We start from the raw sequence: 23,079 nt of genomic DNA, 5'->3' as shown, positions 1-23,079 counted from the left end.
GGGCGGGGCGGCGGGCGGAGCGGCCGGGGCAGGCGCCTCGGGCGGGGGCGGGGCCGGCGCCGGCGCCGGCGCCGGCGCGGTCGGCGAGGGTCTGGGCACCGCGGCCAAGGCCGGGATCGCCGCCGCCGTCGCGGTGGCCGCAGCCGCCGTCGCCGCCTACGCGCTCACCGGCTCGCCCGAGCCGAAGCCCCCGGTCGCCGCTCCGCCGGTCTCCGCGCCCGCCGCGCCCGCACCGCCGGCTGCGCCGGCCCCCGTGCCGGAGCCGGAGCCGGCGCCGAGCAGCCCCCGACCGGCGCCGGTCGAACCGGCGCCGAGCCCGTCCGCGCCCCCGCCGCCCGTCCCGACGCCGAAGGCCGTGCCCCCGCAGGCGCCGCCGGGAAAGGCGCCCGCCGGCACTCCGGCGGCCTCGCCGACCCCCACACCCCCACCGAAGCCCACGCCGACCCCCACCCCCACCCCGACGCCGCCCCCGGTTCCGGTCCCCGTGGTCCCGACACCGAGCGTGCCGCCGGTGCCCACGCCCGAGGTGCCGGTGATCCCGACGCCGACGCGGCCCCCGCAGCCCACACCGACCGTGACGCCCAGCGCGCCGACCCTGCCGCCGCTGCCCGAGCCGACGGACTTCTGGGCCGACGACCTTCCGGTGGTCAAGCCCGGCAACAACCGCGTGCCGCCGCCGCAGCCGAGCATCCGGCAGAAGGGCAGCGACTGGTTCTGGCAGCGGGACGCCGTCAGCATCGACGGCGCCCGGCACGCGCACGGCATCACCGTGCACGCCCCCGCCACCACGCTGATCGACCTCAACCGGAGCTGCACGTCGTTCGACGCGGTGGCCGGGATGGACGACCTGACCGTCTCGATCGGCGGTGTGGTCTTCTCGGTGCAGGGCGGTGACGGCCGCACCCTGTGGAGCTCGCCCGCCCTGCGGGCCGGCGATCCGGCGGTGCCGGTGCACGTGCCGCTGGCCGGTCAGAAGTCGATCCGGCTGGTGGTGACGCCGGCGAACGGCGTCTGGTCGGCGCTGAACATGGCCGACTGGGCCGAAGCCCGCTTCAGGTGTTCCTGAAGCGGGCTCCGACGGGCGTCGATCCGTCCCCACGGTGATCCGGTCGTGCGGTGATCCGTCTGTGCGGTGATCCGGTCGTCGGACGATCCGGAGGGCGGACGCGGACCGGCCGCGTGCCGGGTGATCAGACGGCGCAGGAGCCGTCCGCGCAGGACTCGCCGGCCGGGACGACCGGCACCGGCGCGGGCCGGCGCTCGCCGATCTCGGAGGCGACCTGCTCCAGCACCTGACGGAAGGCCTCGGCCTCCTGGCCGCCCTGGACCGCCCACTTGCCCTCGAAGACGAAGGTCGGCACGGCGGTGATGCCCAGCTCGCGGGCCTCGGCCAGCTGCGCGCGGACCTCGGCGACACCCTCGTCGCCCGCCAGGTAGGCGGTCACCCGGTCGCGGTCCAGGCCCGCCTCGACGGCGACACCGGTGAGTGCGGCACGGTCGCCGACGTCCACGCCGTCGGTGAAGTGCGCCTTCAGCAGCGCCTCCTTCAGCCGGCCCTGGACGGCCGCGCCGTACTCGGTCTCGGCGAGGTGCAGCAGCCGGTGGCCGAGGAAGGTGTTGGCGTGCAGCGCGGCGTCGAAGTCGTAGGTGATGCCCTCGGCCCGGCCGAGCTCGGCCACCCGGGCGTCCATCGCGACGGACTGCGGGCCGTAGCGCTCCGCCAGCCACTCCCGGTGCGGGCTCGCCGTGGCCGGGGCGTCCGGCACCAGCTGGTACGGCCGGTAGACCACCTCGACGTTCTCCTTGCCCGCGAAGCCGTCGAGCGCCTGCTCGAAACGGCGCTTGCCGATGTAGCACCAGGGGCAGGCGATGTCGGAGTAGATCTCGACCTTCATGACGGGGGCTCCAGGGGTGGAAGGGATGCGGTCCGAGATAGGTGAACGGTGAACCATCTCGGGACATTCCCGACAGGCCCGCAGGTGGCCCGCGACTCAGTGCTCGGGCGGCGCCGGAACCACCAGGACCGGGCAGGCGGCGTGATGGACCAGAGCGCCGCTGACCGAGCCCAGCAGCAGCCGGGCGAACCCGCCGTTGCCCCGGGTGCCGACGACCACCGTGTGCTGGCGGGCCGAGGCCGCCAGCAGGACCTCGATCACGTTCCCCAGCACCACGTGGAGCGAGAACTCCCCCTCGTACGGGCGGGAACGGGCCTCCTGGACGGCGGCCACCGAGCGGCGGAGGCCGTCCGCCATCGACTCGACCAGGGTCTCCACGCTCTCCTGGACGAGTTCGGCCATCCCCGGGGGGTACCCGGCCGGCGCCGGGTTGACGACCGCGAGCACGTACAGCGGCAGGCCGAACACCTCGGCCTCCGTCATCGCCCGGTCCAGGGCCCAGAGCGAGCCGTCCGAACCGTCGCACGCCGCCAGCACCCCCGGCGGACGGCCCGTCGGCGGACGGCCGAGCACCGACAGCACGACGGGGACGGACGGGTCCGGACTGGCACTGGTCACCACGGCCTCCGCAGGGGAAGGGGACGGAACGCCCCGCCATGATCGCCCGCACGGCCCAGCCGCACGGGCGAGCCGCGCCGGGCGGACGTCGGTGCGGCTCGCGGCGGGAGGGGTGCGGGGCGGGCGCGCGCAGCGGGGCGCAGCGCGTCGTGGACGACCGGACCGGGGCGGGGCGGGGCCGACCGGGGCGGACGGGGGCGGACGGGGGCGGCAGGATCAGGCCAGGTTCGCGCAGGGCGCGGGCGGGCGGCCCGGTGCGCACAGGAAGTCGGACCGGCCGACGTCCTGCTCCGGACGGACCCCTGCGCGGGCGCGCCGGGCCCCGGGGCGGGGCAGCCGTACCGCGGCCGGGTCAGGCGAAGCGGGGCGGCGTGAGGGCGGTGTGTTCGGGCAGGGGGAGGCCGGTCCAGCAGGCGCCGTGCCGGCGCGCGCGGACGCGGCGGAGCCAGAGTTCGGTGGCCACCAGGTCGGCGAGGCCGGCCAGGGCGGCGGGCGCGAGGGGCGTCGCCGGGTCGGCGGCGCGGGCGAGGTCGGCGCGGACGGCACGGAGGTCGATCAGGCCGGCCTCGGCGAGCAGGGGTGCGTCGAAGAGTTCGGCCAGTCCGTCGGCGGCGAGCCGCAGGCCCGCCCGGGTGGCGGTGGTGCGGTCGGGCCGGGGGCCCCGTCCCCAGCCGGGCGGGAGGTCGGTGCGGCCGGCGCCGGCGAGGACGGCCTGCAACAGGGCGGGCCGCGCGCCGGGCTGGAGCCGGACGTCGGCGGGGAGGAGACGGGCGGCGCGCACCACCTGGTTGTCCAGGAAGGGCGCGTGCAGCCGTTGACCGGGTTGCTCCGTGGCGTGGACGAGCGTGCGGAACCCGCGCGCGTGCCGATGGAGGGCGTGGCGGGCCCGGTGCGCGCCCGGGTGCTCCCCGGGCGCCGGTTCGCGCGCCGCCAGGCGGAGCCTGAGGGCGACGGCCGAGAGGGCCTCGTCCGAGAGCCAGCGGGCCGCCGGGCCGGGCACCACCCAGGCGAGGTCACCGACCGAGCGGGCACCCGCCGTGCCGCCGCCGTCCGCGACGTGCCGGAGGGTCAGCTTCACCGCGACGTCGTCGAGCGCGTCGGCGAACCTGATCCGGGAGAGCCGGTGGGCGGCCCGGACCACGGCGAGCGGGGTGCGCAGCGCGCCGACGAGCACGCCCGCGGCGGCCCGGTCGGCACCCGCCAGGGCCACCACCGGCGACAGGAGCTCCCGCGAGCGGCCGGCCCGGACCAGGTCGGCCAGCCGGGCCGGGTGCCCGTCCAGGACCTGCCGGGCGCCGTAGCCGGTGAGGTGGTCCGTGCCGCCGACGTCGAAGCGGGCCTCGGCGCCGGCGGCGGCGACCAGTTCGGGGCCGGGCTCGTCGGTGAGCCGGCCCGCGGCCGGGTCGGAGCGCAGGTGGGCGTACGGGAGGGTGGCCGGGCCGGGGGCGAGCACGGTGTGGCGCAGCCGGGGGACGTCGGGGGCGAGGGTCAGGGCGGCCGGGCCGTCGTCCTCCCCGGAACCGTCCCCGCCGCAACCGCGCCCGTCGAAGGCGGTCTCGCCGAAGGTGACGGCGGCGAGTTGTTCGGTGGCGGGCAGCGGCCGGGCGGCCGGGCGGGCCCAGGAGCCCTTGACCGCCCCGGTCCGGCCGGCAAGCCCGACTACCGCACCGGGCGCGGCACGGCCGCCGGCCCTGCCCGTCGCTGCCGCCCGCTCACCGGAGTCCGCGAAGTCCCCCGCCGCGTCCCCTACCGCGCTGCCGACCGGGTCGGCCCCGGCGGCCTGCGGACCGGCCCGGCGGGGCACGGCGGCCGGGCCCGAGGCGAGCGGGACCGCGGCGGCGAGCAGCGCGACGGTGGCGGACGCCGTCCCGTACGAGAGGTCCACGCCGAGCCGGGAACGCCCGGACCCGACGGCCGGCGGCGCGGTCCCGGCCGGGCTGGTCCGGACCCGGGAGCGGACCGACTCCAGCAGTGCCCGGGTGAGTTCGCGGACGGCCGCCGCCTCGCCGGGCGGCCGTGCGCCGTCGGCACCCGGTTCGTCGTACGAGGTGAGGTACGGGCGCCCCCCGCGCACGGCCAGCGCGTGCCCGGGCGGGACGCGCTGCACGCCGAGGTACGGGGTGCCGGTGCCGAGCGCCTCCGGCGACTCCGGGCAGGCGAGCCGGGCCGCCAGGTGGCCGGTGTCGAGGGGCGCGCCCACCAGGTCGGCGAGCGGGAGGGCGGCGGTGGCGTAGGCGGTGCCGCCGGCCCAGGGGGTGTGGAAGACGGGCTGGGCGCCGGCCAGGTCGGTCAGCAGCACGGTGGAGCGGACACCGGTGCGCAGGACGGCGGTGTAGCTGCCGGGCCAGACGGTGAGGTGGCGGACGGCGCCGCCGCGGGCGGCGGCCAGACCTGCGGCGAGTTCGGCGTCGGAGGCGCCGCAGTGGCCGAGGACGGCGAGGCGGCTGGTGGCGGGGGTGTCCTCGACCCGGTCGGGACCGGCGTGGCCGGAGGTGACGGTGGCGGGGGCTCCCGGCCGGAGGGTGACCAGGCGGATCTCCTCGGGTCGCCAGTCGCCGACCGCCCAGAGCGGGTCGGGGCCGCTCCACAGGAGGCGCGCGGCGATCGGGCTCACTGCGCCGGGGGGCTCGTGCGCCGGGGCGCCCGGTCGGGGTGCGGCCGTGCACCAGCCCGTCAGCCACCGCATCGTGCCTCCACCGGACGAGGACCTGCACCGCGCGGCGCGTCCACCGCCGGGCGTCCCCCTCCATCCCGTGGTGCGCCGCGGCGGGCGCCCACCGCGGGCCGGCGCGCCGTCAGAAGACATGGTGCCACCGCTCGGCCGTCCGGTGACCGGAGTTGTCGTTTCCGGTGCGGGGAGAAACCGGGAGCGCGGCGAACGGAGAAGGACCGGGGCCGGACAGCCGCGGCGCCCCGGGGAACTCCGGGCGACTCCGCGGGATCCGGGGTGCGGCGCGATCCGGGGCGTGAGTACCGCGGGTAGTCGGAACCGGCGGTCGAACGCCTGGGCGACCCGTTCCGGTGGGGCGACCCGGGCCTCCCCCTCCTCGGCCCGGACCGCCCCTCACGTCGCCTTGTCATGGCCATCGCGAAATGGCCGAAAGGCGTCGCTCAGTCCGGGAGGGCATCCGCATGCCCTCCCGGACTTCGCCGCCGCCCGCGGGGATGTAGACGGCGGCTTCCCCCGGCCCGCCGGGTCCTCGACGGCGGGCCGACCCACGACCACCAGCGAATCGCCGACCAGCCGGTCGGGCCAGGGGGCACGGCCGGGCGCACATCGACACGGGACCGGAGCACGGCACTCCGGCGCGCGGTCGGAACACCGCGGCACGGCCGGATCCGGGTGGTCCGGACCAACTCGCCGACCCGCCCGCCGGACGCGGCCGGGTGCGCGATCCCGCCATCCGGAATGCGGCCTCTTAACCCTCGGAACGCGTCCGACTACTCTAGGTACAGCAGCTACGGCCCGGTGCCGCCCGGGCCCCGCGCACAAGGCCGCAGGAGGTGCCCCCGCCACCATGACCGTCAGCCCACGAGGACCGAACGAACGGCTCGGCACGCTCCTGACTCTCGCCCAGATCAGCAACGCCGGGCTGGCTCGCCGGGTCAACGACCTCGGCGCGCAACGCGGGTTGACGCTCCGGTACGACAAGACCTCGGTGGCCCGCTGGGTCAGCAAGGGCATGGTGCCGCAGGGCCCCGTCCCGCACCTGATCGCCACCGCGATCGGCGGCAAGCTCGGGCGGCCGGTCCCGCTGGAGGAGATCGGCCTCGGTGACACCGATCCGGCGCCCGAACTCGGCCTGGCCTTCCCGCGCGAGGTGTCCGAGGCGGTCCGTTCCGCCACCGACCTCTGGCGGGTCGACCTCGACCTGCGCCGCGGCCCCGGCGGCGGCCGCTGGAGCGACAGCCTGGCCGGCACCTTCTCCGTCGCGGCGTACGCGACCCCCGTCTCCCGCTGGCTGATCACCCCGGCCGACGGCTCGGTGGCCCGCGAGCTCCCCCTGCGCTCCCCCGTCGAGGCGGGCTCGTACCGGGTCGGTCACTCGGACGCCGCCAAGCTCCGCGAGGCGGCCCAGGAGGCCCGCCGCTGGGACTCCAAGTACGGGGGCGGGGACTGGCGTTCGTCGATGGTCCCGGAGTGCCTGCGGGTCGAGGCCGCGCCGCTGCTGCTGGCCTCGTACAGCGACGCGGTGGGCCGTGCGCTGTTCGGCGCGACGGCCGAACTCACCAGGCTGGCCGGATGGATGGCCTTCGACACCGGCCAGCACGAAGCCGCCCAGCGCTACTACATCCAGGCCCTGCGCCTGGCCCGGGCCGCCGCCGACGTGCCGCTGGGCGGCTACGTGCTGGCCTCGATGAGCCTGCAGGCCTGTTACCGGGGCTTCGCCGAGGAGGCCGTGGACCTCGCCCAGGCCGCACTGGAGCGCAACCGGGGCCTGGCCACCACCCGCACGATGAGCTTCTTCCACCTGGTCGAGGCCCGGGCCCAGGCCAGGGCGCGCAACGCGGCGGCGTGCGCGACGGCGCTCGGGGCCGCCGAGAGCGCGCTCGAACGGGCCCGCGCCGGGGATCCCGATCCGGCGTGGATCGACTTCTACGCCTACGACCGGCTCGCCGCCGACGCCGCCGAGTGCTTCCGGGACCTCGGGGTGCCGTCCAAGGTCCGCCAGTTCACCCGGGAGGCGCTGGCCCGCCCGACCGAGGGCTTCGTCCGCTCGCACGGCCTGCGCCTGGTGGTCTCCGCGATGGCCGAGGCCGAGGCGGGAAACCTGGACGCGGCGGTCGCGGCCGGCGAGCGCGCCGTCGAGGTGGCCGGGCGGATCTCCTCGCAGCGCAGCCGCGAGTACGTGGTGGAGATGCTGCGCCGGCTGGAGCCGTTCCAGAGCGAGCGCCGGGTGCGGGAGCTCGCCGAACGGGCCCGCTCGGTGATCGTCGCCCCCGCGTAGGCGGCGCCTCCGGACACGGTCGGACGCGGTCGGACGCGGTCCGACGACCCGGCAGCCCGGACCCACCGGGCGGCCGGGCGGCCGGGCAACCGAACGGCCGGACTGCCGGACTGCCGGCGTTAATTCGGATGCACGGCCGGAAGGCCCCCGGATATCGTCCTTCTCGTCCAGGTGCGCAGGCAGAGGTTACTTCCACTTCGTATGGGCGGGTCGCGGGTTCGAATCCCGCCACCGGCATTTCCGGCCGGTGTAGCTCAGTCAGGTAGAGCAGCTTCGTCACCTCAGCCGTCCTCGATCTCTGGACACCCATTCGTGAAAAGGTTTTCCGCACCTCCCGGTGCGACGGCAGCGGTTACTTCTTGGTGAGGCGCCGAAAGGCGCTGCGGTTCGAGCCCGCGACACCGCCGCCACTGTGATCTCGGGAGGCACGGCGCCGGGGTGCCCGGTGCGCAGGCCGGGGTTACTTCGGATCTTGCGGTTCCGGGTTCGAATCCCGGGCGGTCCGTGCGCGAGCGCGGCCGCTAGCTCAATCCGGTAGAGCACAAGCCTCTTACCCCCGCCGTCGTCGGCCGCCGGGCCGGCACGATCTCGGGCACCCCTTCCTCCGCCGTGCCTCCCGCACGACTTCCACCAGCCAGCAGGGGGGTTCCACCATGTCGCGTTTCAACGTCCGCCGGACCAGGCCGAGCGCGAGCTCGCCCGTGACCACCACCGGGCAGCGTGCGGTCAATCACAACGGCGGCACCGGACACCTCCGCGACGCGAAGTCCGAACTCTTCCTGCTGGCCGTCGCGAACATGGTCGGGCAGGACACGTTCCACGAGCGCGGCGGCCGGCGCGACGACCGCTACACCGCGCTGGTCCGCGAACTCGCCGTGAGCGACCCGGAATGGACCCTCGGCCTGCTCCGCTGGCTCCGGCACGAGGGCCAGCTGCGGACGGCCGCGCTGGTCGGCGCGGCCGAGTTCACCCGGGCCCGGCTGGACGCCGGCGAGCCCGGGTACTCCCGCCGGGCGGTCGACGCCGTCCTGCGGCGTGCCGACGAGCCCGGAGAACTGCTCGCCTACTGGACGTCCCGCTACGGGCGCGCGCTGCCGAAGCCGGTCAAGCGCGGCGTCGCGGACGCCGTCCGCCGGCTCTACGACGGCCGCGCGCTGCTGAAGTACGACACCGCGTCGAAGGGCTACCGCTTCGCCGACGTGCTGGAGCTGACCCACCCGGCGCCCCACCCGGAGAAGCCGTGGCAGGGCGCGCTGTTCGGCTACGCGCTGGACCGCCGGCACCGGCCCGACGAGACCGCCCCGCCCACCGGCGACCCGCTGCTCACCGCCCACCGCGACCTGCTGGCGCTCCCCGTCGACCGGCGGCGCGCGGTGGTGACCGGCGAGGGCGGAGCGGAGCGGCTGGCCGCGGCCGGGATGACCTGGGAGGCGCTGGCCGGCTGGCTGCAGGGGCCGTTGGACGCGGCCGTCTGGGAGGCCGTCATCCCGTCCATGGGCCCGATGGCGCTGGTGCGCAACCTGCGCAACTTCGACCGGGCCGGGGTCTCGGACGCGGTCGCGGCCGAGGTCGCACGGCGGATCGGCGACCGGGAGGAGGTGCGCCGCTCCCGCCAGTTCCCGTTCCGCTACCTGGCCGCGTACCGGCACGCGCCGTCGCTGCGCTGGGGGCACGCGCTGGAGACCGCGCTCTCCCACTCGCTCGCCAACGTGCCGGCGCTGCCCGGCCGGACGCTGATCCTGGTCGACCGGTCCGGGTCGATGTTCGACCGGCCGAGCGAGCGGAGCGGGCTCAACCGGGCCGACTCGGCGGCGATCTTCGGCACGGCGCTGAAGGTCCGGGCCGCCGACGCCGACCTGGTCGAGTTCGGCTCGACCAGCCGGGTCGTCGAGGTCGGCAGGAGCGAGGCGGTGCTGCGCGTGCTGGACCGCTTCGGCAGCCTGGGCGGCACCGCCACCGCCGCGGCCGTCCGCGCCCACTACCGGGACCACGACCGGGTGGTGATCGTCACCGACGAGCAGACCGGGCCGGGCCTCCACGGCCACGACCCGCTGGCGGCCGTCCCGGCCCGGGTGCCCGTCTACACCTGGAACCTGGCCGGCTACGCCCTCGCCCACGCACCCGCCGGGCCCGGCCGGCACACCTTCGGCGGGCTGACCGACGCGGCCTTCCGGCTCGTCCCGCTGCTGGAGTCCGGGCGCGACGCGGACTGGCCGTGGGGGGAGCGCGAGCGCCGTTGACGCCCACTCGACCGGCCCCCGCCGCCGTGGCAGCATCGCGGGCAGGCGGGGGCCGGTCGGGGCGAGCGAGGCGAGGAGCGGGCGGTGGCGTACGACGTCGACGTACTGGTGGTGGGGGGCGGGATCGTCGGGCTCTCCACGGCGTACGCGCTGGCCGGGGCCCGGCCCGGGCTCAGGCTCACCGTGCTGGAGAAGGAGCCCGGGTTCGCCGCGCACCAGACCGGGCGCAACAGCGGGGTCATCCACAGCGGCGTCTACTACCGGCCGGGCTCGCTCAAGGCCCGGTACGCGGTGGCCGGCGCCGCCGAGATGGTGGAGTTCTGCCGCGCCCAGGGCGTGCCGTACGAGGTCACCGGCAAGCTGATCGTCGCCACCGGGCCGGCCGAACTGGACCGGCTGCGCGCGCTGGCCGAACGCGGCCGGGCCAACGGCATCCCGGTGACCGAGCTGGACCGCCGGGGCATCGCCGAGCACGAGCCGTACGTCACCGGCGTCGCCGGGCTGCACATCGGCACCACCGGCATCTGCGACTACCCCGGCGTGGCCGCCGCCTACGCCCGGCTGGCCCGCGAGGCCGGCGCGGAGATCCGGACGGGCGCCGAGCTCCGGGCGGTCGCCCGCCGGCCGGACGGCGTGACCGTCCAGACCTCCACCGGCGAACTGCGCTGCCAGGTGCTGGTGAACTGCGCCGGACTGCACAGCGACCGGATCGCCCGGCTGGCCGGCGACGACCCCGGGGTGCGGATCGTGCCGTTCCGCGGCGAGTACTACGAACTCACCAAGGAGCGCAGGGAGTTGGTCCGGGGCCTGGTCTACCCGGTGCCCGACCCCGCCTTCCCGTTCCTCGGCGTCCACCTCACCCGGGGGATCCACGGCGACGTGCACGTCGGCCCGAACGCGGTACCGGCCCTGGCCCGCGAGGGCTACGACTGGCGCACCGTCCGCCCGCGCGACCTCGCCGACACGCTCGCCTTCCCCGGCACCTGGCAGATCGCCCGCCGGCACTGGCGCTACGAGGTGGGCGAGCTGCGCCGCTCGCTCTCCAAGCGGGCCTTCACCACCGCCGTGCAGCGGCTGCTGCCCGCCGTCACCGCGGCCGACCTGGTCCGGGCCGCCGCCGGCGTCCGGGCCCAGGCGGTGGCCCGGGACGGCTCGCTGCTGGACGACTTCGCGTTCGCCGGCTTCGACCCGGACGACCCGCGCTCCACCCGCCGTCTGGTGCACGTGCTGAACGCCCCCTCCCCCGCGGCCACGGCCTCGCTCCCGATCGGCCGTGAGGTGGCCCGCCGGGCGCTGGCGGCGCTGGACGCCGGCGGGTGACCCCCGCCCCCGCCCGGCCGGACGTGGGGACCGTCACAGGGCCTGCGGGCCGTGCCGGGCGGCCCCGTAGACTCGGTTGATTGTGACTGCCACCGCCCCGATCCCCCAGCCATCGCCCTCCGCCCGGCTCTCCGCCGCGCCCGCCGCGTACCCGGCGCCGATGTACCCGCACAAGGCCACCGAGGCCCAGCACAGCGAGCGGCGCATCCGCAGCTTCCAGCCGCGCCGGGGCCGGATGACCAACGCCCAGGCGGGCGCGCTGGACCGGGGCTGGGAGCGGTACGGCATAGCGATCGACGGCACCCCGCTCGACCTGGCCGCGCTGTTCGACGGCCTGCCGGTCACGCTGGAGATCGGCTTCGGCATGGGCGAGACGACCGCCGCGATGGCCGCCGCCGACCCGGCGACGGGCATCCTGGCCGCCGACGTGCACACCCCCGGCCACGGCAACCTGCTCGGGATGCTGGAGCGCGACGGCAGCCGGAACGTCCGGGCCGCCGCCGGCGACGCCGTGATCCTGCTGCGCGACATGCTCTCCGACGCCTCGCTGGCGGGCCTGCGGGTCTACTTCGCCGACCCGTGGCCCAAGCCCAAGCACCACAAGCGCCGGCTGATCCAGCCGTCCTTCCTGGACCTGGTGCTGCCCCGGCTGGCGCCCGGCGCGCTGGTGCACTGCGCCACCGACTGGGAGCCGTACGCCGAGCAGATGCTCGACGTGCTCTCCGCCTCGCCGGAGCTGGAGAACCTGCACCCCGAGGGTGACGGCACCGGCTGGCTGGAGCCCGCGGACCACCCGGACGGCTCCGTCCCGGGGTACGCGCCGCGGCCCGACTGGCGCCCGGTCACCAAGTTCGAACGGGCGGGCATCGCCAAGGGCCACGTGGTGCACGACCTGCTGTTCCGCCGCCGCTGATCCCCCGCCGGGTGTTCGACCCGGCGGTCGTCCGGCCTCCGCGACGGCGGCCGGCGGATGCGCGCGGGCGGGGGATTCGTCCCGACTCCTCCCGGCGGCCCGCCGGTGTGGCCTACCCTGTGCCGGGTGAGCAGCCCGTCCGGCGGGCACCACACCACCGTGCGGGCCGCCGACGACCGAGAGATGCCTCCGCGCACCGCCGGCACCCGGACCATCCCGGGGCCCCGGGAGCGCCGGGTGCACCGGCTCGTGCCCTGGCCGACCCGCGCGGCCCGGACCGGGACCGGTGCCGTGCTCGGCCCGCCGGCCGCCCCCCGGACCGACCCCGCCGCCGACCCGCCCGCAGACCCCGCCGCCGATCCCCCGGCCGGCCCGCGGGCGTCCCGGCCGGGGCGCCCGCCCCGAGCGGCCCGCGCCGCCCGGGCCGGCCGCGCCGCCCGCTCGGCCGCGACCTCCTCCGTCACCGCGACCGCCGTCCTGGCCCTGACCGGCTGCGGGGTGCTGATCCTCCATCTGGTCCGCCGGCAGACCGGGACCACCGGACTGCTGGTCGGCCTCGGGCTGGCCCTGGTCCCGCTGCCGTTCGTGCTCGGCGGCCTCGCCTGGCTCAACCAGACCGCCCGGGTCCCCCTGCGGCACACCGTCTTCTGCCTCGGCTGGGGCGCCTGCGCCGCCACCACGTTCGCGATCCTCGCCAACGGCTGGACCAACAGCTACCTGACCGCCCACCAGGGCAGCCTCGGCGAGGTGCTCGGCGCCGACCTGGTGACCCCGGTGATCGAGGAGAGCGCCAAGGGCGCCGCCCTGCTCGTCCTGCTGCTCCCGCTCGGCACGCGGCTCCGATGTACCGGCCGGGGCTCGGACCGCCCCTGTGCCTCCGTGCTGCGCACGCTGCCCGGTCCCCGGCAGCCCCGCGGGTACGACCGCCGCCCCGCCCTCGCGCACGCCCGTGGACGGCTCCGGCTCCGCCCCTACCTGCGCCCGCTGCCCTACCTGCGCCCCGCCCCGCCGACCCGCGACCACCGACGGGCCCGGTACCGGCCGCGCACGCTGGCCGCCGGGGTGGTCCTGGGCGGGATCACCGCCTGCGGCTTCGCCTTCACCGAGAACGCGCTCTACCTGGGCCGGGCCTTCACCGACGACCAGCAGCAGCGGCTGGACAGCATCGGGCTCGGCGAGGCGCCCAGCCTGCGGGACTTCGACGGCACCGTACAGACCTTCGTCCTGCGCGGCCTGCTCTCGCCGTTCGCCCACCCGCTGTTCACCGCGCTGACCGGACTGGGCCTGGCCCTCACGCTCACCACCGGGCGGCGCCTGCTGGCCCGGCTGGCGGCGCCGACCGGGCTGGTGCTGTCGATGGCGCTGCACGGCACCTGGAACGCGGCCGCCGACCTGGGCACCCGCGGGTTCCTGCTGGTGTACGCGGTGCTGATGGTGCCGTGCTTCGCGGCGCTGGTCTGCTTCGCCGCCTGGGCCCGCGCACGGACCTCCCGGCACGCCCCGCACCGCGGGAGCGGCACGGTGTCCGGACGGCGCGGCGGCCCCCTCGCGGGCGTGTTCCGGGGCGGGCTCCCCCGCCGGTTCCGGGGCGGCTCCGGGGTCCGCCCGGGGGGTGGTCCCGCGGGCGGTCCGGGGGCCGCCGGGGAACCGATTTCCCATTCGGGTGGCTCCCCCGTATAGTTGTGTTTACCGACGCGGGGTGGAGCAGCTCGGTAGCTCGCTGGGCTCATAACCCAGAGGTCGCAGGTTCAAATCCTGTCCCCGCTACTCAGTAGCGGAAGGCCCGGAGGACTCATCCTCCGGGCCTTCGCCGTTCCCGTTCCGAACTCGGCGACGGCACGGTCCTGCCACGAACCTGTAACAGCGGCCCCGGTCAAGATCCCCTAAAAAAGCCGTAAAGCATACTGAAGTGCAAAGTCACTCGTTCGGACGCGGACCATCGCGCCGAGTTAGGAACGCACTCATGCTGTCGAAGCGCCTTGCCGGCACCGCCGCGATCTGTCTGCTGCTGGCGGCCGGTGCCACCGCCTGCGGGGACACCCAGAGCAAGGCCGGGGCGGCCCCGAAGCTGGACACCGAGAAGCTCAGCGCCCAGGAGATCGAGCAGGCGACCAAGGACGCCCTGTCCGCCGCCACGTCCGTGAAGATCACCGGCGACATCGCCATGGACGAGGGCAAGATGACCATCGACCTGGCCCTCGACACCAAGAGCCAGTGCACCGGCACCATGAGCATGCCGGGCATGGGCAAGTTCGAGATCATCAGCGACGGCAAGCAGTCGTACGTGAAGCCGGACAAGGAGTTCTGGACCGCCATCGCGGGCAAGGAGGGGGCGAAGGCCGCCGAGCTGTTCAAGGGCCGCTACCTGTCGGGCCTCCAGGACTCCGAGATGAAGGACCTCACCTCGGTCTGCAACCTCAAGGACTTCACCGCGAAGATCGTCTCGGACGACTCCGGCAAGAGCGAGGCCACCAAGGGCGGGGCCGCCACCGTCAACGGCCAGAAGGCCTTCAGCCTCAAGGTGAAGGACCGGAAGGGCGAGGAGTCGACGATCCACGTCGCCACCGAGGGCAAGTTCTACCCGCTGCGGGTCGAGAAGAAGAGCGGCACCGAGGGCGGCCAGATCGACTTCACCGACTACGACAAGCCGCTCACCATCCAGGCCCCGCCGGCCGACAACGTGATCGACTTCGCCAAGCTGCAGGACCAGCTCAAGTCCGCCTGAGAATAAATCCGTTGCCCTCCTCCGGTGGACCTGCCTATCGTGGCGGCACACTGAAAGGAGGTGATCCTGAGTTGAGTAACTACGCAACTGCGCACGTGTGCGCGTTCGACTCGCTCGGGCGCGCCTCCGTCGAGGTTACGGCCTAGTCGTAGCCCGACGGACGGGAACGCGCAGAAGTTGTCGAGCCCCCGGGACACCCTCAGGTCGAGGCCCCGGGGGTTCGGCATGTGTCCATCCGAGCAGACTCCGCACGGCCGGAGTTGATGAGCGGGACGGGACCGGGCGGGGCACGGCCCTGCCAGGCGAGCTCAGGCAAGAACCAGGGTGTGGACGCCCTGGTCGAGATGTGCGAAGCCCTGCCGCTCCCATGCCTTCTGGAGCTTGGTCACGGCCTCTTCGTCGGGCCGCCGGATCTCGGGGTCATCCGACTCGTAGGAGCACGGTTCGCCTGGTCCGTGATCGTGAATCGGAGCCGGGTAGCAGACGGCCACCGTCCCGGGGACAGCCAACCGTCGCAGTGCCGTGACGGCCAAGGCCATGCCCACCCCCTTGCCTCGCCACTCGTCGGTAACGTGGACCGACTCCAGCAGGAGCAACAGCGGGGGACGCAGCATGGCCAGTGCGGGTACGAGGGCGCCGTCCTCGGTGAAGATCACACGCGGGATACGGTCGAGTAACCCGGGGTCGGCCTCCAGCGCTGCACGGGGATTCGAAGCCACTCCGGGAACCACGCGGGTGATGTTGGCAGCGCCGATCTCCTGGTCGGGAACGTAGAACTTGGCCGTCCACCGCTCGGCGCGGGCGGTCCACGCCTCATCTGCGAACTGCCTCATGTTGTACGAGATGTGGAGCCGGTCAGGGTCCATGGTCGTTCCTCCGAGGGCGGGTCCCCGCCGCGTACACGACGGGGACCCACCAGCGTGACGGGTACTACTTCGGGTCGGGAGCGGGCTGCTCCGGGGCCGGCTTGCCCGCGTGCTTCGGCGGGGGCTTCTCGGCACCCTTGTGCTTGGACTCGATGATCCCAACGGGCATTGCGCTCTCCTCTACTCGAAGTTGACGGCGGCCGTGGTGATGGCGTCCGGCGGCATCGGACCGGGCGGCCTCTCGGGCGGGTCCTCGCGCATACTGGCGCCTCCTCGCACTGTGGGAACCGACCGCCGGATGGTGGCCGGGTCGTTCGGTGTTGCGGGCCCCGCTCCGGTCGGCGCGCTGTCCAGGGAACGCCGATCGGAGCGGGAGCTTCCTGGGGCCCGTGCCAGGCCGTACGACCCTTTCGACGACCCGGCACGGGGGCCCCGCCGATCCTGGGCGCGCTGCGCGGGGGTGGACGGCGTCCGGTCTCGCCAGTCGTCGCAGATCTTCACTCGTCTGCCGCTCCGTCCGGACACTCCGGCTTGCCGCACGTGCACGGCGGCCACTCACGCAGGATTTCCCAACCGACGGCTTCGGCGGCGCGCGCCAATGCCGGCACCGGGCCGTGCTCCGCCAGCGCGCTCGCCGGTTCAGCCTCCGCATTCGACACGGATGTTCCCTCCGCCGCCTGACTTACCGACGCAGACGACGCTACGGACGGCGACAGGGCGGGCTCTACGAACTTGCAGGAGCTTGCACGCCAATCGCGTTGTCACGTAGCTGTATTGACGCTCTGCCTGCTGCTCGGCGAGGCTTGTGCAAGCCCGAGCAAGCACCTAGACCAGGGAGCCGACCATGGCCGTAGAGTTCGTGGGCATCGACCCCGACACCGACCGGGACCACTGCCCCACCGTGTGGGTGGACCTGGAGGCTCAAGAGATCCTGTTCCAGGGATGGAAGCCGAGCCCTGAGACTCAGGCGGACTGTGAGGGAAGCAGCCCCGCGAACGGGCCGGTGCCCGACAGTGAAACCATCAGCAGGATTCCGGCCCGGATGGTGCCGGTGATCAGGGAGGCGTGTGATGCCATTGAGCGTGCCCGACTTCGCTGAGCTGCTTGGGCAGTGCGAGCGGTCCGCGGTTCATCTGGAGCTGCGGGACTCCTACGCTTCGACGGAGCGATTCGAGGGATGGCAGCACGGCGAGCGGATCAACTGGGAGGACCGCGAGTCCTGGTGGCATTCCTATGATCAGTTGATCGCGGATGCGGTGGCTCGGGGTGTGGCGATCCGTCGCGCTCGGATCGTCTCAGAGCCCGTGTCCGAGTACATCCGGTGGGAGCACTACGTCACCCACGCAAACGTCACGGCAGGTGAGGAGGTCCGTTGGCTGCCACGGCGGCAGGCCGCGGGTATCCCCCTACCGGCGAATGACTTCTGGCTGTTCGACGGTGCGCTACTCCGCGTGCACCACTTCTCCGGCGACGGCGCGGTGGTCGAAGATGAGATCACGGCAGACCCGGAGACCGTAAAGCTGTGCACCGCTGCCTTCGAAGCAGTCTGGGAGCGCGCGATCCCGCACCATCTGTACGAAGTCTGACGAGGCCGGCTCCATGCCCGCGCACCCCTCTTCGAACGTTCAGAAGGCTCGCGAAGCCCTTGCCGGTCGGCTGAGCGAGATTCGGAAGGATGCCGGGATCAGCGGGCGGGAGCTGGCCGTCAGGTGCGGCTGGTCAGAATCGAAGTCATCCCGGATCGAGAACGCCAGGACACGTCCCTCTGACGCAGACATAAGGGCCTGGTGCGACGCCTGCGGGGCCGGCGATCAAGCCCCTGACCTGATCGCCGCCAACAGGCAGTCCGCCGATGCTCATGTGCAGTGGAGACGGCTCCAGCGGAGTGGGCTCCGCCGCCTGCAAGAGTCCACGGGCGACCTGTACCAACAGACCAGGCAGTTCCGGGCCTACGTCTCCGACGTCATCCCCGGGTTCCTCCAGACTCCCAGGTATGCCGCCGCTCTGCTGTCGTCCATCGCCGACTTCCGGGGAACCCCCGACGACGTGAGTGACGCCGTGGTGGCCCGTATGAGGCGTAACGCGGTGTTGAGCAACGGCGCACGTCGGTTCTCGTTCGTGCTGGAGGAGTCAGTTTTGCGGTACCGCGTGTGCAGTGCCGAGACCATGGCGGCACAGCTCGGCCACCTGCTCGGAGTCATGGATCTTCCGAACGTCGCTCTGGGCATCATCCCGTTCGCGGCACAGCGGACCGTCTGGCCCATGCCGACCTTCACGATCTTCGATGCCACCAGGGTCCACGCCGACACGCTGGATGCTGCCTCCACACTCACGCAACCCAGCCAGGTGGATCTGTACACCCGAGCATTTGAACGGCTCGCACAGGGCGCAGTCCGGGGCGCAGCAGCGCGCTCACTCGTGGCGGGTGCTTTGGCGGATCTGGATTGAGCTTGAGTTCCATCAGGATGTGTGAGGTGGCTGCTCGCTGGAGCGGCCCTGCCTGCGCAGGGTGAGGCCCCTGGCCTCCGGCAGGCGAAATCCATAGCAGTCACCCGGCCCGCGGGCTCACCGGAACATCCCCGGTGCCTCGGTGCCGGACCTCTCGCGGGGTCCGGCACCGAGGAGCAGCCCGCGGGCCGTCTGCATGTCCGGGACCGGGCCGTGTCCCCTCTCCGGGCACCGCCCCGGGCCCGAGGAGCGCCGGGCGCGGCTGCGGGCGTTTCCCGGGATGCTCCGAGGGCATCCCCGCTAGAGTCGGCGCGCACTCCGGAGCGGAGCGGCACGGGCACGGGGGGTGGGCGATGGCGGGGACGACACGGCGGACCGGCGGTGCGGCGGCCATGCGGACGGCGCAGCGGACGGCGGCCGGGGCACTGCTGGGCACGGGGGCGCTCGGGCTGCTGCTGTTCTCCCTGGGGCGCGCACGACCGTGGCAGGCGCTGGGCGGCGGACTGGTGGTGGCCTGCGCGGCGGTCATGGTCGGCGGCGCGCTGGGCTTCCTGTTCGGGGTGCCCCGGGTGCGCACCGCCACGGGCGGCTCCGAGCCGCACGGCTCGTACGCGCCGAACACCAATCTGGAGCAGGTCTCCGACTGGCTGACCAAGGTGCTGCTCGGTGTCGGACTGACCCAGCTCGGCTCGCTCGGCGAGCGGTTGCACCAGCTCGGGACGGCCCTCGCGCCCGTCCTGGGCGGTGACGCGGACGCGGTGCCGTTCTCGGCGGCGCTGGTCCTCTACTTCCTGCTGCTCGGCTTCCTGGCCGGGTGGCTGCTGACCCGGCTGGCGCTGCCGCAGGTGCTCTCCGACGCGGATCAGGCACTGGACCTCTTCCTCGCCGGCCAGGACCGGGACCGCAAGGGCGACAAGGTCGGTGCGGAGGACCTGCGGATGCGGGCGATGCAGCACCTGGGTCTGGTGGGCACCAGTACGGAGCGGCCGGGCGACCTGCCCGGCTCGGTGCTGCCCCCCGGTCCCGCGGCCGGCCCGGAGAGCGTGGTGGCCGAGGTCCGGTCGACGGCGCGGCGCTCGGCGCTGACGGCGGACCAGGTGCGGCAGCTGTTCGCGGACGGCTCGGAGGGCCGGCGGATCCAGGCCCTCGCCCTGATGCAGGGCGATCCGGCGCTGGCCGACCTGACGAGCGTGCTGGAGGCGATCGAGCGTCCGCGTTCCGGCTTCGAGCAGTACCACGCGCTGCTGGCGGCCCGCGGGCTGCTCTCCCGACTGCCGGACGGCGAGGCCCGGCGGCTGCACGAAGCGGTGGCGGGCCGGCTGATGGCCCCGGACGGGATCCCCTACGGCTCCGACCGGAGCTGGCTGGCGGAGAAGATACTGTCCCGCCTGGACACGCCGGTCTTCCTCCCGCAGCAGGCCGGACCGGTGGGGGCCGGGGCCACGGCAGCGGGAGCGCAGCCGGCCGCGGCGCAGCAGACCGGCACACCGTAGGCCGGGTGCCGGGTGCCGGGTGCCGGGGCCTGGCCCCAGGACCGGACGGGCCCGGGAGGACGCCGCTACCCCGGGCCGCCCCGGGGCGGGCGGCCGACTCTCCGGAGCACCAGGACGCGCCGGCGCCGGCCGCCGCCGACCGGGGGGACGATGCGGACCTCGCTGGCGATCCGGAGCTCGCCGAGGGCGAACCGGACGGTGTCGAGACGGGCGCTGCGCCGCCCCTCGCCGTCGTACAGCGGGTGGACGTGGACCTCGCCGCCGGGGGCGGTGACCCGGACCAGTTCGGCCAGCGCGGCCAGCTGCCGGTCCGCCCCGAACAGCTCCGGGTAGGCGAAGAGCAGGAAGCCGCTGAGGGTGAGCGCGAAGGTGCCGTCCGCGAAGGGCAGCCGGGGCAGCGCGGCCGCCACGTACTGCTCGGGGTGGGCGGCGCGGTCGGCGGCGAACAGTCGGCGGGCGCGGTCCCAGCTGCGCAGGTAGCGGTCGGGCGGGCAGTGCCGGGGCGCCGGGTAGAGCTCGGGGCGGGCGGCCATCGTGGCGGCCATCACGGACCGCGCGGCCAGCGCCAGGGCGGCGATCTCGGCGGTCGGCCGGGCGTACACGGGGTCGGTGGCGATGGCCCGGCAGCCGAGCGCGCGGGCCTCGGCGACCAGTCCGGCGGCGCCGCCGGGGCAGTCCAGCAGGGGCCCGGGAAGGGCGGCGAGCCGGGCCCGGCTGAGGCCGAAGAGTCCGCAGTACTCGTCGAGCGGACGGGAGGTCACCAGGGTTCCGGACGCCGCGTGCGGGGCCGCGGACGCTGTGGCGAAGGGGCCGGCGGGCCGGGCGGCGGCGGTGCGGATCGCGGTTCGGGAGGCCATCGTGGCCATCCGAACACGGGCCGGCCCCGCCCGCATCCGGAGTGGTCCGGGGCGGGCGGGGCCGGAAGGTCACCGAGAGTGGCCGGGGGTCAGGAGGAGCGGGAAGCGCGGGCGGAGCGGGAAGCGCGGGCGAGGCGGGCGGTCAGCGGCCGAGCAGGCCCCGGGCGGCGAGCCGGTTGACGTTGGTCAGGCCGCGCACCAGCTGCGGGGTGACGAAGACGAAGAGCAGGCCGATCAGGCAGACGCCGGCGATCTGCGGCGTCGACTCGACGTAGAAGACGTGCTCGACACCGTCGCTGTCGTAGAAGTCGAACAGCTTGTAGCCGGGCCAGTCGGTGTAGGTCGGGAAGACCCAGTGGTAGACGGGGTAGAGCGCGAGCGACCAGCCCACGGTCAGGAAGACCGTCGACATCACGAGGCTGAGGATCGCCCACGGGAACATCACCACCTGGTAGAGCACGGCCTTCCAGCCGGCCGCGTCGGCGAGGCGGGCGGTGACCCCGCCCCAGACGCCGGGCCGGGTGGCCACGACCGGCTCCGGGCCGGGCACGTCCAGGGCGAGCATGGTGCGCACCCGGGACCGCTCCAGCCGGCCGAAACCGCGGGCGGCCGTGGTCAGGGCGGCCAGCACCGGCAGGCCGAGGACGGTGACGAAGGTGCCGAGGCCCAGGCAGAACAGCGTGACGGCGAGGGTGAAGCCGGCCGTCACCACCGGCAGGCCGGTCAGCGTGTAGCCGAGCTCGCGGTAGAAGTAGGAGGTGAACGGGGCCCGCCAGGCGTACGGCGGCTCCTCGGTACGACGGACGACGCCGTCGTGGCGGTCGTACGCGTCGTACGCGTCGTACTCGCTGCGCTGCATGCTGTGGGTGCTCATGGCGGGGTCTCGGTCCCTCGGGTCGGTCTTCGTGCGGCGTGTCCTGCTGACTCCTCAAGCCTGCCGAAACGCCGTCGCGGCGGACATCCGGCTCCCCGGCGAACCGGAGGTGGGGTTATCCCCCCTCCCCCGGCGTCCCCCCGTCACCGCCCCGCAGGACCGGGCCACTCCTCGGCGAGCAGGGCGTACCGGTAGGAGTCGTGCCGGCGGCCGCGCAGGCGGACGTCGTGCCGGATCCGGCCCTCCGGCCGGAACCCGGCCCTGGCCAGGACCCGGACCGACGCCGCGTTGTCGACGTCCACCCGGGCCTCCAGCCGGTGCACGCCGAGCGCACCGAAGGCCAGGCCGCAGAGCAGCTCGGTGATCTCGCCCGCGTAGCCGCGGCCCCAGACGTCGCGGCGCAGCGCGTAGCCCAGCGACGCGGACCGGCGGTCACCGAGCCCGAGCGCGGCGTTGCCGATCGGGACGGCGTCGGCCGGGTCCTCGGCATCCGCGAGCCGGGTGACGGCGAGCCGGTAGACCGTCCGTTCCTCCTGCTGGGCCTCCTCCAGGTACTGCTCGATCTGGTCGGCGCAGTCCTCCCGGTCGCGCGCCTCGAACGGGAGGTACCGGGTGGCCTCCGGGTCACCGAAGACCGCGTACAGCGCCTCGACGTCCTCGGGGGTGTGGTGGAACTCGCGGATGGCCAGCCGGGGGCCGGTGAGTCGGACGGGCACCATGCCTGCCGACCCTACCCCCGACCAGCGGTTACGGTTCGTGGTTATGGAAGACGAAGACCTGCGGCTCGCCCCGCGCACCAAGGCCGCCGAACTGCTCGCCTGGGCGGAGACGGAGGGCCGCGCGCCGGTGCCGGAAGGCCCGCTCCGGGCAGTGCTGGCGCTGCTGGAACTGGGCGGGGGCAGGATGCACGACGGCTGGCCCGAACTGACCTCGGGCGCGGTCGAGCACCTGCTGTACGAACGCCTGCACCTGTACGTCCAGCCCGCGCCGGGGGAGGACCCGCTGGCGTACGGCGCGGCGGTGCGGCTGCTGATCGACCACCAGCGGGCGGCGCGGCGGCTGAACGCCAAGCGGCAGGAGCGGCTGCACGCGGAGGCCGAGTGGCAGGGCGAGCTGGCGACCGGGCTGCTGCGCCGGGCCGACCTGGTGACCTGGCCGCGGCTGTACACCCTGCTGCTGCGTGCCGACGGGGTGGACACCGCCGACGGGGACGCGGTCCGGTCCTGGCTGGAGGCCTTCGGAGGGCTGGCCGAGGAGGAGCGGCTGGCGGCGTTCGCGGCGCTGGAGGAGGACGGCACACTGGACCCGGTGGACGACGGGGGCTGGGGCGGCGGGACCAGGGAGCTGGCGGTCGGGATGGCGTCGGACGGTGCGCGGCGGCTGCTGGAGCAGGGGCTGATGCAGCGCAGTTACCGGAACCTGGCGGAGCTGACCGCGTTGGGCCGGCCGATGCCGTCCGAGCTGGCCGGGGACTTCGGGGCGTTCGAGGAGGCGGCGGTCGGGGCGGCGCTGGAGCTCTCCGGCGAGTGGACGGTGCCGGGGCTGCCGTGGCTGCTGGTGGACGAGTTCCCGGAGCTGGCGGCGGAGCCCGGGCAGGCGGAGATCGACGCCTACCTGGCGGCGCTCCCGGAGGAGACGCCGGACGACCCGTCGGACCTCCGGTGGGACCACCCGTCGGACGACCCGTCGGGCGACCGGTGGGACGACCCGTCGGGCGAGCCGCACGGGGAAGAGTCCGGGGAGCGGCCCGGGGCGTGACGGACGCGCGGGAGCCCCGGCGCGGTCCTCGAAGGACCGCCCCGCGGGGCGGCCGGCTGGTCACGGTGGCCCCGGCCACGGGGCGGCCGGGGTAGGGGTTGATGCCCCCCGGCGGGGTCACCC

The 23,079-nt window shown here is 74.8% G+C and carries 19 protein-coding genes and 1 tRNA gene; 13 read left to right on the top strand and 7 right to left on the bottom strand.

The annotated features are described in order from the left end of the window. On the top strand, window positions 1–1,066 hold a 1,066-nt coding region (locus ACFWOG_RS26225), incomplete at its 5' end, for an NPCBM/NEW2 domain-containing protein (RefSeq protein WP_380361199.1). Between the two features lie 124 nt (window positions 1,067–1,190). Here ACFWOG_RS26225 and ACFWOG_RS26220 read toward each other — a convergent pair. From ACFWOG_RS26220 to ACFWOG_RS26210, 3 genes are all read right to left on the bottom strand, one after another. Next, window positions 1,191–1,895: a DsbA family oxidoreductase gene (locus ACFWOG_RS26220; protein ID WP_329878510.1), complete on the bottom strand. Its 705-nt coding sequence runs from the start codon at window positions 1,893–1,895 to the stop codon at window positions 1,191–1,193. 96 nt (window positions 1,896–1,991) lie between these two features. Next, window positions 1,992–2,513, bottom strand: coding sequence for a universal stress protein (locus ACFWOG_RS26215; RefSeq protein ID WP_329878512.1), 522 nt, complete (start codon window positions 2,511–2,513; stop codon window positions 1,992–1,994). A gap of 352 nt (window positions 2,514–2,865) precedes the next feature. Next, window positions 2,866–5,199 (bottom strand): asparagine synthase-related protein, encoded by a 2,334-nt coding sequence (locus ACFWOG_RS26210; RefSeq protein ID WP_380361198.1) that lies wholly within the window; start codon window positions 5,197–5,199, stop codon window positions 2,866–2,868. 832 nt (window positions 5,200–6,031) lie between these two features. Here ACFWOG_RS26210 and ACFWOG_RS26205 point away from each other — a divergent pair. From ACFWOG_RS26205 to ACFWOG_RS26175, 7 genes are all read left to right on the top strand, one after another. Continuing rightward, on the top strand, window positions 6,032–7,462 hold the full coding sequence (locus tag ACFWOG_RS26205; RefSeq protein ID WP_329878516.1) for an MFS transporter: 1,431 nt from the start codon (window positions 6,032–6,034) through the stop codon (window positions 7,460–7,462). 653 nt (window positions 7,463–8,115) lie between these two features. Next, window positions 8,116–9,702: a TROVE domain-containing protein gene (locus ACFWOG_RS26200; RefSeq protein ID WP_380361197.1), complete on the top strand. Its 1,587-nt coding sequence runs from the start codon at window positions 8,116–8,118 to the stop codon at window positions 9,700–9,702. Between the two features lie 84 nt (window positions 9,703–9,786). Continuing rightward, window positions 9,787–11,022 (top strand): L-2-hydroxyglutarate oxidase, encoded by a 1,236-nt coding sequence (lhgO, locus tag ACFWOG_RS26195; protein ID WP_380361196.1) that lies wholly within the window; start codon window positions 9,787–9,789, stop codon window positions 11,020–11,022. 82 nt (window positions 11,023–11,104) lie between these two features. Continuing rightward, the gene (gene trmB, locus ACFWOG_RS26190; protein ID WP_329947900.1) at window positions 11,105–11,935 is read left to right on the top strand and encodes a tRNA (guanosine(46)-N7)-methyltransferase TrmB; all 831 of its coding nucleotides are present in this window, start codon (window positions 11,105–11,107) and stop codon (window positions 11,933–11,935) included. A 126-nt stretch (window positions 11,936–12,061) separates the two neighbouring features. Continuing rightward, on the top strand, window positions 12,062–13,615 hold the full coding sequence (locus ACFWOG_RS26185) for a PrsW family intramembrane metalloprotease (protein ID WP_380361195.1): 1,554 nt from the start codon (window positions 12,062–12,064) through the stop codon (window positions 13,613–13,615). Window positions 13,616–13,628: 13 nt separating this feature from the next. Next, a tRNA-Met gene (locus ACFWOG_RS26180) sits at window positions 13,629–13,702 on the top strand. A gap of 196 nt (window positions 13,703–13,898) precedes the next feature. After that, window positions 13,899–14,660 (top strand): hypothetical protein, encoded by a 762-nt coding sequence (locus ACFWOG_RS26175; RefSeq protein WP_329878526.1) that lies wholly within the window; start codon window positions 13,899–13,901, stop codon window positions 14,658–14,660. A gap of 308 nt (window positions 14,661–14,968) precedes the next feature. Here ACFWOG_RS26175 and ACFWOG_RS26170 read toward each other — a convergent pair whose 3' ends face one another. Then, window positions 14,969–15,526: a hypothetical protein gene (locus tag ACFWOG_RS26170; protein WP_355403804.1), complete on the bottom strand. Its 558-nt coding sequence runs from the start codon at window positions 15,524–15,526 to the stop codon at window positions 14,969–14,971. Between the two features lie 844 nt (window positions 15,527–16,370). Here ACFWOG_RS26170 and ACFWOG_RS26165 point away from each other — a divergent pair. The 4 genes from ACFWOG_RS26165 to ACFWOG_RS26150 all read left to right on the top strand — a co-directional run bounded on the left by ACFWOG_RS26165 (window position 16,371) and on the right by ACFWOG_RS26150 (window position 19,467). Then, window positions 16,371–16,625, top strand: a complete 255-nt coding sequence (locus ACFWOG_RS26165; protein ID WP_355403802.1) for a hypothetical protein — start codon at window positions 16,371–16,373, stop codon at window positions 16,623–16,625. Next, complete coding sequence (locus ACFWOG_RS26160) at window positions 16,597–17,112, top strand: DUF6879 family protein (RefSeq protein ID WP_355403800.1); 516 nt, start codon at window positions 16,597–16,599, stop codon at window positions 17,110–17,112. Before ACFWOG_RS26165 ends, ACFWOG_RS26160 begins: the two co-directional genes overlap by 29 nt. A gap of 13 nt (window positions 17,113–17,125) precedes the next feature. Next, window positions 17,126–17,974 (top strand): helix-turn-helix transcriptional regulator, encoded by an 849-nt coding sequence (locus ACFWOG_RS26155; protein ID WP_355403798.1) that lies wholly within the window; start codon window positions 17,126–17,128, stop codon window positions 17,972–17,974. 353 nt (window positions 17,975–18,327) lie between these two features. Beyond that, the gene (locus ACFWOG_RS26150; RefSeq protein ID WP_329947893.1) at window positions 18,328–19,467 is read left to right on the top strand and encodes a hypothetical protein; all 1,140 of its coding nucleotides are present in this window, start codon (window positions 18,328–18,330) and stop codon (window positions 19,465–19,467) included. A 65-nt stretch (window positions 19,468–19,532) separates the two neighbouring features. Here the strand turns inward: ACFWOG_RS26150 and ACFWOG_RS26145 are convergent, their stop codons facing one another. The 3 genes from ACFWOG_RS26145 to ACFWOG_RS26135 all read right to left on the bottom strand — a co-directional run bounded on the left by ACFWOG_RS26145 (window position 19,533) and on the right by ACFWOG_RS26135 (window position 21,917). Continuing rightward, window positions 19,533–20,324: a class I SAM-dependent methyltransferase gene (locus ACFWOG_RS26145; RefSeq protein WP_329947892.1), complete on the bottom strand. Its 792-nt coding sequence runs from the start codon at window positions 20,322–20,324 to the stop codon at window positions 19,533–19,535. A gap of 142 nt (window positions 20,325–20,466) precedes the next feature. After that, on the bottom strand, window positions 20,467–21,198 hold the full coding sequence (locus ACFWOG_RS26140) for a sensor domain-containing protein (RefSeq protein ID WP_329947891.1): 732 nt from the start codon (window positions 21,196–21,198) through the stop codon (window positions 20,467–20,469). Between the two features lie 143 nt (window positions 21,199–21,341). Further along, the gene (locus ACFWOG_RS26135) at window positions 21,342–21,917 is read right to left on the bottom strand and encodes a GNAT family N-acetyltransferase (protein WP_380361194.1); all 576 of its coding nucleotides are present in this window, start codon (window positions 21,915–21,917) and stop codon (window positions 21,342–21,344) included. Between the two features lie 43 nt (window positions 21,918–21,960). Here ACFWOG_RS26135 and ACFWOG_RS26130 point away from each other — a divergent pair, with 43 nt between their 5' ends. Further along, on the top strand, window positions 21,961–22,956 hold the full coding sequence (locus ACFWOG_RS26130) for a hypothetical protein (RefSeq protein WP_380361193.1): 996 nt from the start codon (window positions 21,961–21,963) through the stop codon (window positions 22,954–22,956). Window positions 22,957–23,079: the final 123 nt, after the last annotated feature.

The organism is Kitasatospora sp. NPDC058406, from assembly GCF_042722765.1.
Taxonomy (GTDB): Bacteria; Actinomycetota; Actinomycetes; order Streptomycetales; family Streptomycetaceae; genus Kitasatospora.
The sequence above is the reverse complement of the archived record's forward strand: the minus strand, read 5'-3'. Positions and strand labels throughout refer to the sequence as shown.